Genomic DNA, 13,458 nt, shown 5'->3' on the forward strand with positions numbered 1-13,458 from the left:
CCCCGTCGTGGCCCCCGTAGCCATGCCCCGGCGCGACCACGACGCCGGGGCATGGCTACGGGGCCGGGGCGGCGTCGGCCCCGCCGCCGACCTACGCGCCCCCGTCCGGATACGCGCCGCCGGCGGCCGCTGGCGCCGGCATCGCGGCCGCCTCGGCGGCGGCCGTTTCCCTGCCGGCGGGTGCGATCCGGACGCTGCCCGACGGCAGCGTCTCGGCCGTGATGAACGGGGCGCAGTATTTCCGCTACGGCCCGACCCTCTATCGCGGCGTCGTCTCGGGCGGCGAGGTCGTCTACGTCCCGGCGCAATGAACGACCCGGCGCAATAACGTCCCGGCCCACCAGCGGCGTCGCGAACCCGCGGCGCCGGTTCCGGCCGTCCCCGCCGTGGCGGGTCGGCGTCTGCCGGACCCGCCGTCAGCGGCAGCGCAGGCTGCCGGCGCGGAGCGTGCAGTCGGCGAGAGGATGACCGCCGGCGCTCACCACGGTGCCGCGCCAGCCGTCGGGTTCGGGCTCCATCCGCACGAAGCCGAACCGGTGGCGGGTGAACCCGTGCGCGACCGCCCGGCCGCCGACCGTCAGCCCGTCGAGCTTTCGATCGACGGCATGCTCCAGCGCGGTGCCGCCCATCCCGACAATGAGCTGGGGCGGGCCGCCATCGGCGAAGCTCAGCGCCTCGAGGATGTGCATGTGGCCGGACAGCACCAGGGCGATGCCGGCGGGCAGCCGGCCGCCGGTCGCGCCGACGGCCTCCTGCAGGGCCTGATTGAGCATCCCCGTCTGCTTGATGCCCCACACCGGCCGATGGGTGAGGAGCCAGCTTCCCGGCGGCGGCGCCAGCGCCGCGAGCTGCGCCGCATAGGGGGCGCCGTCGCAGCCCTTGGCCGGACACGTGTCCTCGGCCGCGCTGGTGTCGATCACCACGAAGGCCTGGCCGGCGACCGTGACCGTGTAGGGCGCCAAAAAGTCCGTGCAGGCCGGCGGGGCGCCGTCGGTCGCCAGGACCGGGTGGAGGAAGCGCAGATAGCCCTCGCCGGCGCGGGTGCAGATCTCGTGGTTGCCGCGCATCGCGATCCACGGCGCGGCGGCGAGCAGCGGCGCCGCCGGCGCGAAGACGTCCGCCTTCCAGGTCGCCCAGGAGTCGCCCCACGGGCTGCCGGCGCAGTCCTTGTCGTCGGCCGGGCAGGGGGACTCGCGATAGATGTAGTCGCCGACATGGACGACGAGATCGGGGACGACGACGTCGGGCTGCTCGCCGGCGGCGCGGGCGGCGATCGCCGCGAACGGCCAGTCGGCGGGATCGTCGCAATCCTGGAATTTGCCCGGTCCGTCGTGGTCGCTGTCGGCCGGGTTCGGCACCCATTTGTCCTTCAACCGGCAGCCGGTGTCGCCGATCAGGGCGAGCCGGCGCAGCGACGTCGGCGGCGGCGGCAGCGCACGATCGCCGATCGTCAGCGACGTGGCGCCGGGCGGCACGGCGGCCTCGCAGACCAGCACCGGGAAGCGCGCCTGCGGCCCGGCGTCCGGTCGCGCCCGCACCGGCATGGGCTGCGGCGAGCCATCGACCACGAGGGCCGGGCAGGCGTCGGTGCCGGACAGCACGGCCCGCGCGATCGCTCCGCTCGGCCCGGGCACCGTGAAGGCGGCCTCGATCGTGCCCTGGGCGGCGGCCGGTGCCGCGGTCGCCAGCATCCCGGCGATGGCGACGGCGGCGACCGTGGCGGTCCGGCCGTGAGACCGGCGGCAGCGCGAGTTCATGGGGTGCTCCCTCGATCGGAGCAATCGACGGTAGCAGAGTCGGTGGATGCCGGGCACTTCGATCAGCGGCCGACCCGGCGCACGAAAAAAGCCGGCCGCCCGCGGGCGACCGGCTTTCCTGTCTCGATCCGCGACGCAGCATGCGCCGCGCCGGCCGAAAAATCAGCGCGAGTAATACTCGACGACCAGGTTCGGCTCCATCTGGACGGCGTAGGGGACGTCGCCCAGCACCGGGATGCGGGCGAGCTTGGCCGTCATCTTACCGTGATCGGCGTCGATGTAGTCCGGCACGTCGCGCTCGGCGAGCTGGGTGGCTTCCAGCACCACGGCGAGCTGCTTCGACTTGTCCTTCACCTCGATCACGTCGCCGACCTTGCAGCGATAGCTCGGGATGTTGACCCGACGGCCGTTCACCTTGATGTGGCCGTGGTTGATGAACTGGCGGGCCGCGAAGGGCGTGGCGACGAACTTGGCGCGGAACACGATCGCGTCGAGGCGGCGCTCCAACAGGCCGATCAGGTTGGCGCCCGAGTCGCCCTTCTGGCGCACGGCCTCCTCGTAGATGCCGCGGAACTGCTTCTCGGAGATGTTGGCGTAGTAGCCCTTCAGCTTCTGCTTGGCGCGCAGCTGGACGCCGTAGTCGGACAGCTTGCCCTTGCGGCGCTGGCCGTGCTGGCCGGGGCCGTACTCGCGGCGGTTCACCGGGCTCTTCGGGCGGCCCCAGATGTTCTGGCCCATCCGCCGGTCGATCTTGTACTTCGCTTCGATGCGCTTGGTCATCGCGTCCTCGCTGGCGGGGTTGCGCCCGCCTTGTTGATCATGGTCCTGTCGGTGACGGAACCGTGAGGATCGCGCCCTCCTTTGCCCCGGCGCGTCCTCGAAACGAGGTGCCGGAACCGACAGGCCGTCCGCCTTGCGCAGGCGTCGGCCACGGGTCGCGAAACGCCGCGCGGGCCGAAGCGGCCCGCGTGACGCAGCGGGTTTTAGGGGATGCGACGGAAATGTCAAACGCCCGGTTCCATCCGAGCCGCAAGCGGTCGCCGGCCGGTTCAGCCGGTCGCGCCGAGAGCCGGGGTGGCGGTCCGTCCGGCCGTGGCCCGGGCCGTGGTCTCCGGCAGCGCGAGGCCGAACCGCGCGAGCGCGGCGGCGAGCGGCGGGGACGGCGGCCGGCCGGACGTGAAGACGATCGCGTCCTCCGCGGCACGGCCGCCCGGCCGCGGGGCGGCTGGCGCGCCGCCGAGGAGGTCGGCGACGCGGCGGGCGATCGCCGGGGCGGGATCGACGAAGGCGACCGGCCACGGGCTCGCCGCCGAAAGCTCGTCACGCAACAGCGGGTAATGCGTGCAGGCGAGCACGATCGTGTCGGTGCGGCGGCCCCCTTCGTCGACGAAGCAGGGGGCGATCTCGCGCCCGATCGCGGCCGCGTCGACCGGTTCGGCGCGCAGCGCGGCCTCGGCGATGGACGCGAGATGGGCGGAGCCTACCAGCGTCACGGCGCAGCCCTGGCCGAAGTCGCGGATCAGCGCCCGCGTGTATTCCCGCTTCACGGTCGCCTCGGTACCGAGCACCGAGACGAGCTTGCTTCGGGACGAGGCGCAGGCCGGCTTGATGGCCGGCACGGTGCCGACGAAAGGAACCGCGAAGGCGGCGCGCAGATGCGGCAGCACGAGGGTCGAAGCGGTGTTGCAGGCGATGACCACGAGGTCCGGCGCGTGGGCCGCGATCAGCTCGCCCATCAGCGGCACCAGGCGGGCCGTCAGCGCCGCCTCGCCGTGCCGGCCATAGGGGAAGAAGGCGTCGTCGGCGGCATAGACGTAGCGGGCGTCGGGGCGCGCGAGAACGACCTCGCGCAGCACGGTGAGCCCGCCGAGCCCGGAATCGAACACCAGGATGGTCGGCCGCGCCGCCATGATTTTGAAAGATCCCTCCGTCCCCGCTCGAATGTAGCGCAGATCGGCCCGAACCGACAGGCGGCTCGGGCAGGGCGGGGCTGCGGACGGTGCGGAGGGTTACAGGACGCCCTGGATGTCGGTCTTCGCGAAATCGTTGCCGATGTAGAGCAGGCGGCAGGCATGCTCCTTGGCCACCTCGTAGGCGAAGCAGTCGCCGAAGTTCAGGCCCGCCGGGTGAACCCCTTTGCCGAAGGTGCGATGAGCCTCGCCGATCCGGCGCGCTGCCGCGGCCGTCACGGTGACGACTTCGATGCCGAGCTCATCGAGCATCCGTTCGATTTCCTCGATGACGCCGTGGCGTGCGCCCACGATGAGTGCTTCGGCGACAGTGCCGGCCGAGATCAGGATCTCGTCCTCGGCCTCTAGTGCAGCCTGGCAGGCCTCTGCTTCAGGCTCGTCGAGAGCGATTGCCAGCAGGGCCGAGGTGTCGACGGCGATCACTTCGGTAGGCCGTATTCGTCGTAGAGGAAATCCTGGCTTCGCGCGGCGCTCGGCCCGGGCGTCGCCTTGGCGCGGCCGGATGCCCGCACCGCCTCCATGACCGCCCGACGCGCCGCCCGGTCGATCTTCCTTTTGACCGGAACGAGACGCACGGCGGGCTGGCCGTGGCGGGTCAGCACGACCTCTTCGCCGCTTTCGGCGCGGCGAACCAGATCAGTGAGCTGGCCTTTCGCGTCGGTCACGGACACCTGCATGGTTGGTCCTCCTCGTTCTTCGTAAAATAGACCGTCACATGGTCCATTTCAACGTGAAGGCGAGGGGGTGCCTGCATGTTCCCGTGACCCGCCCCGAGGCAGGGCGGATATCACGCCCGCCCGAACACCCGGCGGAAGATCGTGTCGACGTGCTTCATGTGCCAGCCGAGGTCGAACTGGGCCTCGATCTCGGCGTCGGTCAGCGCCTTGCGCACGTCCGGGTCGGCCTTCAGGAGGCCCATGAAGTCGCTCGACTCGCCGCCCCACACCTTCATGGCGTTGCGCTGGACCCAGGCATAGGAGTCCTCGCGGCTGACGCCCTTCTGGGTCAGCGCGATCAGCACCCGCTGCGAATGGACGAGGCCGCCGAGCCGGTCGAGGTTCTTCTGCATGTTGGCCGGGTAGACGAGCAGCTTGTCGATCAGGCCGGTGAGCCGGACGAGCGCGAAGTCGAGCGTCACGGTGGCGTCGGGGCCGATCATCCGCTCGACCGAGGAGTGCGAGATGTCGCGCTCGTGCCAGAGCGCGACGTTCTCCAGCGCCGGCGTCACATAGGCGCGCACCATGCGGGCGAGGCCGGTGAGGTTCTCCGACAGCACCGGGTTGCGCTTGTGCGGCATCGCGGAAGAACCCTTCTGGCCGGCCGAGAAGAACTCCTCGGCCTCCAGCACCTCGGTGCGCTGCAGGTGGCGGATCTCGATCGCCAGCCGCTCGACCGACGAGGCCACCACGCCGAGCGTGGCGAAGAACATGGCGTGGCGGTCGCGCGGGATCACCTGGGTCGACACGGGCTCGACGGAGAGCCCCATCCTGGCGGCGACGTGCTCCTCCACGCGCGGATCGACCTGCGCGAAGGTGCCGACCGCGCCCGAGATGGCGCAGGTGGCGATCTCTTTTCGCGCGGCGACCAACCGAGCCCGCGCCCGGGAGAATTCGGCGTAGGCCCCGGCGAGCTTGAGCCCGAAAGTGGTCGGCTCGGCGTGGATGCCGTGCGAGCGGCCGATCGTGGGGGTGAGCTTGTGCTCGAAGGCACGGCGCTCCAGGGCGGCGAGCAGGCCGTCGAGATCGGCGATCAGCAGATCGGCGGCGCGGGCGAGCTGCACGGCGAGCGTGGTGTCGAGCACGTCCGACGAGGTCATGCCCTGGTGGACGAAGCGCGCCTCCGGCCCGACGATCTCGGCCAGATGCGTCAGGAACGCGATGACGTCGTGCTTGGTCACGCGCTCGATCTCGTCGATCCGGGCGACGTCGAAGACGGCGTCCTTGCCCTTCGCCCAGATGGTCGCGGCCGCCTCGCGCGGCACCACGCCGAGCTCGGCGAGCGCGTCGGCGGCATGCGCCTCGATCTCGAACCAGATGCGATAACGGGTCTGCGGGTCCCAGATGGCGGCCATCTCGGGGCGGCTGTAACGCGGAATCATGGACGCACTCGCTCGTGTTCGGTCGTTCGGCTCGGCCGGCCGGAAACAGGGCGACTCGGGGCGCGCGTTCGGGTCGGTCGTCGGCGGCGACGCGGGCTGTAGCAGATCGGCCGGCGGCCGGCCACGGCCCTGTCGGTGGCGTCGGAGGGGGCGCGGCGGCCTCCGAAGCGTCGCGGCGTAATCCCCGGGCATGACGGGCGTAGCGCCGCGGCGCTATGTATTCGCGATCGTTGACACTCCTACTCGTCAAGCTAGCATGACATCAATACGGCGCAAGGCCATCGGCGAGGAAATCTATACTGTATTTTCTGCAGTGATCGACTGATCCAGTATTCGCGTGCGGTGTGACGTTCTCGGGGTTTCCGAGAGTTTCGTCGGAAGCACCGATCTTGTCGCATATTATACAACGCGAATACTCCGCGATCAGTCGCAAGCACGGCGAAGATCATTCCCGGCGGCCTTGCCCGTTCAGGTGTTCCGCTCGGCCCGCCGGGCGGACAGGAGGTCGTGGCGATCGTGCCACGCCGAACCCGCCGTCCGGGCGTCGAGCGCGTCCCACGGCAACCCTGATGGGAGGGTGTTTCAAATGGCTGACCCCACTCGGAGCCTGTCCGGTCTGACCGAACAGGAAGCTGTCGAGTTCCACGCGCAGTTCAAGACCACGTTCAGCGCGTTCGTGGTGATCGCGGTCCTGGCGCACGTCCTCGTCTGGGCGTGGAAGCCCTGGTTCTGATCGGGAGAATTCGTCATGGCCAATCCGCAAGACGACTACAAGATCTGGCTCGTCATCAACCCGTCGACCTGGCTGCCGGTGATCTGGATCGCGGCGCTCGTGATCGCCCTCGCGGTCCACGCCTTCGTGCTGAACAACCCGCGCTACAACTTCATCGACGCCAAGACGGCGGCCGAGAAGGTCGTCACCAAGTGAGCTCGACCGGACCGGCGTCGGCCCGCCCGGCCTGAACCGGCCCATCGACCTCCACGAGGTGCCGTCCCGTCGGACGGAGCCCGGACCGCCCGCCGCTCGCGCGGCCGCGGTCCGGGTCTCTCGGATCCCCCGTCGGGACATGACGCTGCCGGCGGACCCGCCACGCGAACCGGGCTCTCTCCGACCCGGCTGGCGTGACCGGGTCCTTCGGCGTCGAAGGGGTGGCGGTCCGCCGGGCAGGGCCCCGGAGCGACGCTGCCGAAAAGTTGACGGCCACGGTCGCGGTCGCGATGGCCGCCCGGTCGGAGCAGGTGTAATATAATACCCTGAACATCGATCCGGCCGGCTTGGAGCGGGCGACGACGATGCGTCAGATCGCCAGACTGCTGGAGACGCTCTCCGCGCTGCCGCTCAACGTGGCGGTGGTCGGTCCCGACGGCCTCATCGGCGAGGTGAACCGCGGGTGGCGCGACTTTGCGGCCGCGAACGGCCTGCGCACGCCGGACGCCGGGGTCGGCACCAACTATTTCGAGGTCTGCGACGCCGATCTCGCCGACTCGCTGCGCGAGCTGGTGGCCCGCCGGCGCGAGGTGTTCACCTGCGTCTATCCCTGCCACGCGCCCGATCGGGTCCGCTGGATGCTGCTGGTCGCGCTGCCCCTGCAGTCGCGGCCGCCGACCGGCCTGATGATCATGCATCTCGACTTCACCGGCGTGCTGCCGGCCGACCTCGTGGCGTCGCGGGTGCGGGAATCGCATCTGCCCGAGCCGTCGCTCGGCGCCGCCTTCGCCCCCTTCGTCAGCGTGATCGAGCAGACCATCCTGCGCACGCTCGGTGGCGGCTCGGCGGCGGCGCCGCCGCGGCCGAGCGAATCGGCGGCACCGGAGCTGGCGGTCGAGAAGGCGCAGATCGCCGACCGGCTGGCGGCGCGCCAGCGCGAGGTCCTGGCGCTGCTCGGGCAGGGCAAGAGCAACGCCGAGATCGCCGACCTGCTCGGCATCTCGATGAACACGGCGAAGCTGCACGTCGCGGCGATCCTGCGCCGCCTCGGCCTCGGCAACCGCATGCAGGCCGTCGCCTCGCATCTCCTCGCCGAGACGGCCGCCGGCATCCAGACGCTGCGCAGCCTGCAAGAGCGGGCCGCGCTCGACGGCGCCGGCGACGGGGTCCCGTTCGGCCGCATCCTCCACGACATCTGCGAGCGCATCGCGCAGCAGATGCGGCGCACCCGCGTGTTCGAGCTGGTGGTCGACGTCGCGCCGGACTGCCGGGTGCCGAGCAGCCAGGTGGTGCGGCTCGCGCTGCTGACGAGCGAGCTCGTCATCAACGCCATCAAGCACGCCCATCCGGCCGGATTGCCCGGCCTCGTCGAGATCGCCTGCCGGGTCGATGCCGACGGCACCGCCGTCCTCACCGTGCTGGACGACGGCATCGGCCTGCCGGTCGATTTCGATCCGGTCCACGACGGCGGCTTCGGGCTCGGCATGATCCGGGCGCTGGCGCGGCCGCTCGGAGCCATCCTGACCTTCGAGAGCACCGGCCTCGGCCTGCTGGTCACCGCTACGGTGCCGCCCCCCGCAGCCCGCCACTGAGACGATCGTCCGAATCGCGACGATCGCTTGCGTGACGGGCCGGCGCGCCGGCGGCGGCGCGCGTCGCGGCGTGCGCGCCCGAAAACGGGCTGCGAACCGCATTTGTTCGACGTGACCGGCCCGGTTGACACCCGGATCGGTGACCCGGCGGCGGCCCTGCGGCCGCGCCGCGGCGGCGACTAGACCCGCCGGTCAGGTGTTTGCCCACTTGACACTCTCGATTGTCAATCTAACCTTACATATGTGGATGTCCGGGGTCGGACTCACCGGCTCCGAGTCGCCTCCCACAGGTGCCCGTTCTGATTCGGTGTCGACCCATGGTCATGCTCGCCGCGCCGATCGAGTCCGTGGTGTCGCTGCCTCTCCAGGCGGCGGTGCTCGATCCCGGAGGAATCATCCGGGAGACCAATGCCGGATGGCGCCGTATGGCGGCCGAGGCCGGGCTGCCGCCCGACGGGGGCGTCGGCCGGGACTTCTTGAGTCTCTGCCCGCCCGAGCAGGCGGCCGGCCTCTCGGCCGTGATCGCCGGCCGTTCGGACCTGTTCACCGCGGTCTCGCCCTGGCACATGCCGGCCCGCACCCGCTGGGTGCTGACCGTCGGGCTGCCCCTGTCGGTGGCCCGGCCACGTCGCATCTCGGTGCTGCGTCTCGATCTCTCCGGCCTGCTGCCGCCCGAGCTCGGCTCTCGGATGGTGCGGGCGAGCCATTGCCCGACCGCGCTGCCGGTCGACACCCGCGACGCCATCGTGCACGCAGTCGAGCAGACCATCGCGCGCGTCCTCACGCGGCCGGCGGCCGAGCCGGCGCCGGCGGCGCCGCGGTCCGGCGACGGCGACGCGCACGACGTGATGGCCGGCCTGCCGCGCCGCCAGCGCCAGGTGCTCGCGCTGCTCGGCAAGGGCATGAACAACGCCCAGATCGCCGGAGCGCTCGGCATCTCGATGAACACCGCCAAGCTGCACGTCTCGGCCGTGCTGCGGCGGCTCGGTCTCGGCAATCGCATGCAGGCCGTGGCGCTCGGCGCCCGGCTCACGCAAGACCACGGGGAGGCGGTTCTGGCGGCGGAGTGACAGGCGGCGCGGCCGGCGCGGGCGCCGGTCGCCCGAAGGACCACGATCGTCCGGCGCGCAGCACGCCTGCCGGGCTGATCGCGCGTATTGACAACCGGGGTCGTCAATCCGACGTTACGGCGATCCGATGCTGCCCCGGACTCGCGTTCGCGGGGGGACCAGCCCATGCAGACCGCCTCGGCCCGGCTCGACACGTTGCGGTCTCTCGCCGTCAACGTCACGGTGCTCGACCCCGACGGCACGATCGTCCACACGAATGCGACCTGGCGGGACCCGTCTCCCGCCAACGGCGCAGCGCTGCCCGACGGCGGCCGTGGCCTCAACTATCTGTCGCTGTGCCCGGCCGATCGGGCGCGCCGCCTGGAGGCGCTGATCGAGGGCGACTGCGACCTCGTCACCAGCGTCTATCCGTGCCGGTCCTCGCGCGACAATCGCTGGATCCTGCTTGTGGCGACGCCGCTCGCCGACACGCGGCCGCGCGGGATCACGCTCCTCCACCTCAACCTGTCGACGCTGCTGCCGGCCGAGATCGGCCGCGACGGCCTGCGCGCGCTGCATTCGCCCGACGTGGTGCCGGCCGCCACCCTGGAGGCGATCGTCGCCACCATCGAGGACTCGATCACCCGCAGCCTCGTGGTGCCGGCGACGACCGGTGCGGCCTCCGCGGGCGACGTCCTCGCGGCCGGGGGCGGCGGGCCGGAGGCGAGACCGATCGCCGAGACGGGAGCGGAGGGCGACCGGCTGGCCCAGACGGTGCTTCCGGTGCGCGGCGAGGGCGGCGCGTCGGAGCCGGTGTCGATCGTCGATCATCTGCCGCGGCGCCAGCGCCAGGTGTTCGCGCTGCTCGGCGAGGGCCGCAGCAACGGCGAGATCGCCGCGGCGCTCGGCATCTCCACCAACACGGCCAAGCTGCACGTCGCCGCGGTGCTGCGCCGCCTCGGCCTCGACAACCGCATGCAGGCCGTCGCGCTCGCCGCCCGCACCGGCGGCGAGCCGGGGTGAGCGTTCCTCGTCAGGACAGGTCGAGCAGGCGTGCCAGTCCCGGCCGTGTGCCCCGGACAAGGTGCGTCAGGCCGAAGGCCTGATGCGCCGTAGAGCCGGGGCCCAGGGGCCACACGGCAATCCCACCTTCGGCACGATTGTACGCGATCGGGCCGCTCCTGGGTCCCGGACGCGCTGCATCGCTCCGCGCTGCAGCGCGTCCGGGACACGGGCCCGGCGCGCCGTCGCGTCCACGGGTTTCGACCTGGTGTTCCGATCACACCATCTCGCCGCGGGCCGCGGCGGCCGCCGCCCGGATCGCCGCGATGTTGGCCTTGTAGGCCTCGGGCGTGCGGCCCTTGAACACGGCCGAGCCGGCGACCAGCACGTTGGCGCCCGCCGCGGCGATGCGGCCGGCGTTCTCCGGCGTCACCCCGCCGTCGACCTCGATGTCGATCGGCCGGTTGCCGCACATCGCGCGCAGCCGCCGGATCTTCTCCAGCGCTGCCGGGATGAAGGCCTGGCCGCCGAAGCCCGGATTGACCGACATCACGAGGATCAGGTCGACGTCGTCGACGAGGTGCTCGATCGTGCTCTCCGGCGTGCCCGGATTGAGCGTCACGCCGGCCTTCTTGCCGAGCCGGCGGATCTCCTGCAGCGAGCGGTGGACGTGCGGGCCCGCCTCGACATGCACTGTGACGATGTCGGAGCCCGCCTTGGCGAACGCCTCCAGATAGGGGTCGCAGGGCGAGATCATCAGATGGACGTCGAAGATGCGGTCGGTGTGCGGCCGCAGCGCCTTCACGACGTCGGGACCGATCGTAATGTTGGGGACGAAGTGGCCGTCCATCACGTCGACATGGATCCAGTCGGCGCCGGCATCCACCACGGCGCGGACCTCCTCGCCGAGGCGGGCGAAATCGGCGGACAGAATCGACGGCGCGATCTTCAGGGGACGATGCATGACATCCACGGGGTTCGGCGTTGAAGGCGGGAGCTCGTATGTCGGAAACGCAATATGTGCTTGTCGCGCAGATCGCGCCGCCGCTCAAGCCGGACGGTTTCGGGCCGGCGTGCCGTCCCCGAGTCCGGGGCGCCGGCCACGCCGGAATGCGGCCGGCAGGCGGGGATACGGCCCGGCAGAATTTTCCCGGGCCGGCGCGCGCCGGCAAGTTTTTCCGGTTCGTTAACGACTCTCGCCTTTGAAACAGAAGGAGAAATCGTCCGGCACGGCGTTTGCTGAGAAGGCTCCAGTTGCGATCCGACCAGCGAGACACGCCATGTTCCTCACCGGTTCGGCCCTGTCGGCCCTCGACGTCCTCGACACGCTCAAGAGCCTGTTCGGCTCGAATGCGAACACGTCTCAACGCGCCGCCGGCCAGTTCTCCGTCGAGGAGGACGGGACCGGCAAGACGAAGACCAAGAAGGAGACCACGCCGGGGACGGGGGTCGTCTCGTCCGAGACCATGCAGGCGCTGCTCGCGCTGCAGGCCAAGAACGGCGGCGGCCCGCTCGCGTCGCAGGCCTTCGCCCGCTTCGACAAGGACGGCAGCGGCCGCATCGACAAGACCGAGTTCGACGACATCCTGACGAGCCTCGGCGGCCGGCCGGGCGGCTCCTCGTCGACGTCGCTGTTCAAGATGCTGGACACCGACGAGGACGGCGGCGTGTCGCAGGACGAGCTCACCTCGGCGCTGTCGCGCCGCGGCAACGCGGCCGCCTCCGGCCTGCGCAGCGACGCCACCGTGCAGGAGCAGTTCCAGCGCATGCTGCGCCAGCAGCTCGAGATGGTCGCGACCCAGCCGACCGGCCTGGCGGTGAAACAGCTGATCTGATCAGGATTGCAGATCCGGCTGATCTGATCAGGTCGTGCGTACGGAATTGCCGGTCGTCCCGGGGCGGCGCGCCAGCGCCGAGCCCGGGACCTATAACCTCTGTCCGTCGTGAGCCACTTTCACCGGGCGTATGGATCCCGGGCTCGCGGACCTGACGGTCCGCGCCCCGGGATGACGAATTCCGCGGAGCCCTCGCGCGGGCGGACGACCCAGGTGACCGATGCGAGGTAAGGCAGCGGTTCGGTGCGGGGTCGGAACACGAAAAAGCCCCGCCGGAGCGGGGCTTTTCTGTTTCGTGACGGTGGCTGCCGAGCCGGAGGAAAACCTCACTGCTCGATGGTGCGCACCACGCTCGAGATCGGGCGGCCGGAGCCGGCGGTCGGGAGCTTCTCGTTCTTGGCGATCATGGCGTCGTACTGGGCCATCGACTGCAGGCCGTTGGTGCCGACCATGTGGACGACCTTGTAGCCGCCCTTCTTCAGCTCGGCGAGCAGCAGGGGTGTGGCGAGTGCCGTGCCGTGCTGGAAGTCGTGCATCAGCACGATGCCCTTGCCGTGCTTCTTCAGCTTGTCCATCACGCGCGCGACGATCTGGTCGGGCTTGCGGATCTTGAAGTCGAAGGAGTCGAGGTCGGTCGAGAAGATCGCGACGTTGCGGTCGCCCAGATAGGCGACGGCCTCGGCCGGATGCTTGAGCTGCGGGAAGCGGAAGAACGGCGCGATCGGCTGGCCGATGGCCGCCTTCACGGCGCTGATGCCCTTCTCGATCTCCTCCTTCTGCTCGTCCGGGGTCTTCTTCGAGAGGTCGACATGCGACCAGGTGTGCGAGCCGACCGAGTGGCCGGCCTCGTAGACCTGGCGCAGGATGTCGGGATAGTAGGTCGCGTGCTTGCCGATCGAGAAGAAGACCGCCTTCACGCATTCCTGCTCGAGCGCCTTGAGCACGGCCGGCGTGTTGCCGAGCCACGGCCCGTCGTCGAAGGTCAGCACGACCTCGCCGGGCTGCAGGAAGTCGAACTGCTTGAAGTGCTCGAAGCCGAAGCCGGGGCCGCCCGAGGTGTCGATCTGCACGGTGCGGGCGACGCCGAGCGCGCCCGGATTGTTGCAGGCCGGGCCCTTGACGGCGGCCGGGCCGGCGAGCGCCGGCAGGTTCGGGTTGGCGGCGGCCGGCGCGGGTGCGGCGACCGGCTTGGGCGCCGTGGCCGGGGTCGCGGTCGCCGGCGCCACG

13 protein-coding genes and 1 pseudogene are annotated in these 13,458 nt (G+C 70.9%); 6 read left to right on the forward strand and 8 right to left on the reverse strand.

The window, feature by feature from the left end; all coding sequences use genetic code 11:
- Positions 1 to 416: 416 nt before the first annotated feature.
- The 6 genes from CCR97_RS22375 to purB all read right to left on the reverse strand — a co-directional run bounded on the left by CCR97_RS22375 (position 417) and on the right by purB (position 5,825).
- Positions 417 to 1,757 (reverse strand): metallophosphoesterase, encoded by a 1,341-nt coding sequence (locus tag CCR97_RS22375; protein ID WP_201159864.1) that lies wholly within the window; start codon positions 1,755 to 1,757, stop codon positions 417 to 419.
- A gap of 162 nt (positions 1,758 to 1,919) precedes the next feature.
- Complete coding sequence (rpsD, locus tag CCR97_RS22380; RefSeq protein ID WP_111360618.1) at positions 1,920 to 2,537, reverse strand: 30S ribosomal protein S4; 618 nt, start codon at positions 2,535 to 2,537, stop codon at positions 1,920 to 1,922.
- A 269-nt stretch (positions 2,538 to 2,806) separates the two neighbouring features.
- A complete protein-coding gene (gene murI / locus CCR97_RS22385) occupies positions 2,807 to 3,667 on the reverse strand; it encodes a glutamate racemase (RefSeq protein WP_201159865.1) in 861 nt (286 codons plus the stop codon).
- A 99-nt stretch (positions 3,668 to 3,766) separates the two neighbouring features.
- Entirely contained in the window at positions 3,767 to 4,150 is a 384-nt protein-coding gene (locus CCR97_RS22390) for a type II toxin-antitoxin system VapC family toxin (RefSeq protein ID WP_111358772.1), read from the reverse strand.
- Complete coding sequence (locus tag CCR97_RS22395; protein ID WP_111358771.1) at positions 4,147 to 4,404, reverse strand: type II toxin-antitoxin system Phd/YefM family antitoxin; 258 nt, start codon at positions 4,402 to 4,404, stop codon at positions 4,147 to 4,149. Before CCR97_RS22395 ends, CCR97_RS22390 begins: the two co-directional genes overlap by 4 nt.
- Before the next feature lie 110 nt (positions 4,405 to 4,514).
- Entirely contained in the window at positions 4,515 to 5,825 is a 1,311-nt protein-coding gene (purB, locus tag CCR97_RS22400) for an adenylosuccinate lyase (RefSeq protein ID WP_111358770.1), read from the reverse strand.
- 586 nt (positions 5,826 to 6,411) lie between these two features.
- Here purB and pufB point away from each other — a divergent pair.
- From pufB to CCR97_RS22425, 5 genes and pseudogenes are all read left to right on the forward strand, one after another.
- Positions 6,412 to 6,552: pseudogene (gene pufB / locus CCR97_RS22405) on the forward strand (light-harvesting antenna LH1, beta subunit); the annotation flags it as partial.
- A gap of 21 nt (positions 6,553 to 6,573) precedes the next feature.
- A complete protein-coding gene (pufA, locus tag CCR97_RS22410; protein WP_111358768.1) occupies positions 6,574 to 6,753 on the forward strand; it encodes a light-harvesting antenna LH1, alpha subunit in 180 nt (59 codons plus the stop codon).
- Between the two features lie 365 nt (positions 6,754 to 7,118).
- Positions 7,119 to 8,345 (forward strand): LuxR C-terminal-related transcriptional regulator, encoded by a 1,227-nt coding sequence (locus CCR97_RS22415; RefSeq protein WP_146618835.1) that lies wholly within the window; start codon positions 7,119 to 7,121, stop codon positions 8,343 to 8,345.
- Between the two features lie 317 nt (positions 8,346 to 8,662).
- Entirely contained in the window at positions 8,663 to 9,415 is a 753-nt protein-coding gene (locus CCR97_RS22420; protein ID WP_111358766.1) for a PAS and helix-turn-helix domain-containing protein, read from the forward strand.
- 165 nt (positions 9,416 to 9,580) lie between these two features.
- A complete protein-coding gene (locus CCR97_RS22425; protein ID WP_170145961.1) occupies positions 9,581 to 10,417 on the forward strand; it encodes a LuxR C-terminal-related transcriptional regulator in 837 nt (278 codons plus the stop codon).
- A 256-nt stretch (positions 10,418 to 10,673) separates the two neighbouring features.
- Here the strand turns inward: CCR97_RS22425 and rpe are convergent, their stop codons facing one another.
- A complete protein-coding gene (gene rpe / locus CCR97_RS22430) occupies positions 10,674 to 11,360 on the reverse strand; it encodes a ribulose-phosphate 3-epimerase (protein WP_201159866.1) in 687 nt (228 codons plus the stop codon).
- Positions 11,361 to 11,676: 316 nt separating this feature from the next.
- On the opposite strand from rpe, the gene CCR97_RS22435 reads away from it, so the two are divergent.
- Positions 11,677 to 12,231 (forward strand): EF-hand domain-containing protein, encoded by a 555-nt coding sequence (locus CCR97_RS22435; RefSeq protein ID WP_111360627.1) that lies wholly within the window; start codon positions 11,677 to 11,679, stop codon positions 12,229 to 12,231.
- Between the two features lie 326 nt (positions 12,232 to 12,557).
- On the opposite strand, the gene CCR97_RS22440 is transcribed toward CCR97_RS22435, so the two are convergent.
- On the reverse strand, positions 12,558 to 13,457 hold the full coding sequence (locus tag CCR97_RS22440; RefSeq protein ID WP_338049127.1) for a polysaccharide deacetylase family protein: 900 nt from the start codon (positions 13,455 to 13,457) through the stop codon (positions 12,558 to 12,560).
- Between the last annotated feature and the right edge of the window lies 1 nt (position 13,458).

The sequence above is a fragment of the Rhodoplanes elegans genome, assembly GCF_016653355.1.
GTDB classification, from domain to species: Bacteria; Pseudomonadota; Alphaproteobacteria; order Rhizobiales; family Xanthobacteraceae; genus Rhodoplanes; species Rhodoplanes elegans.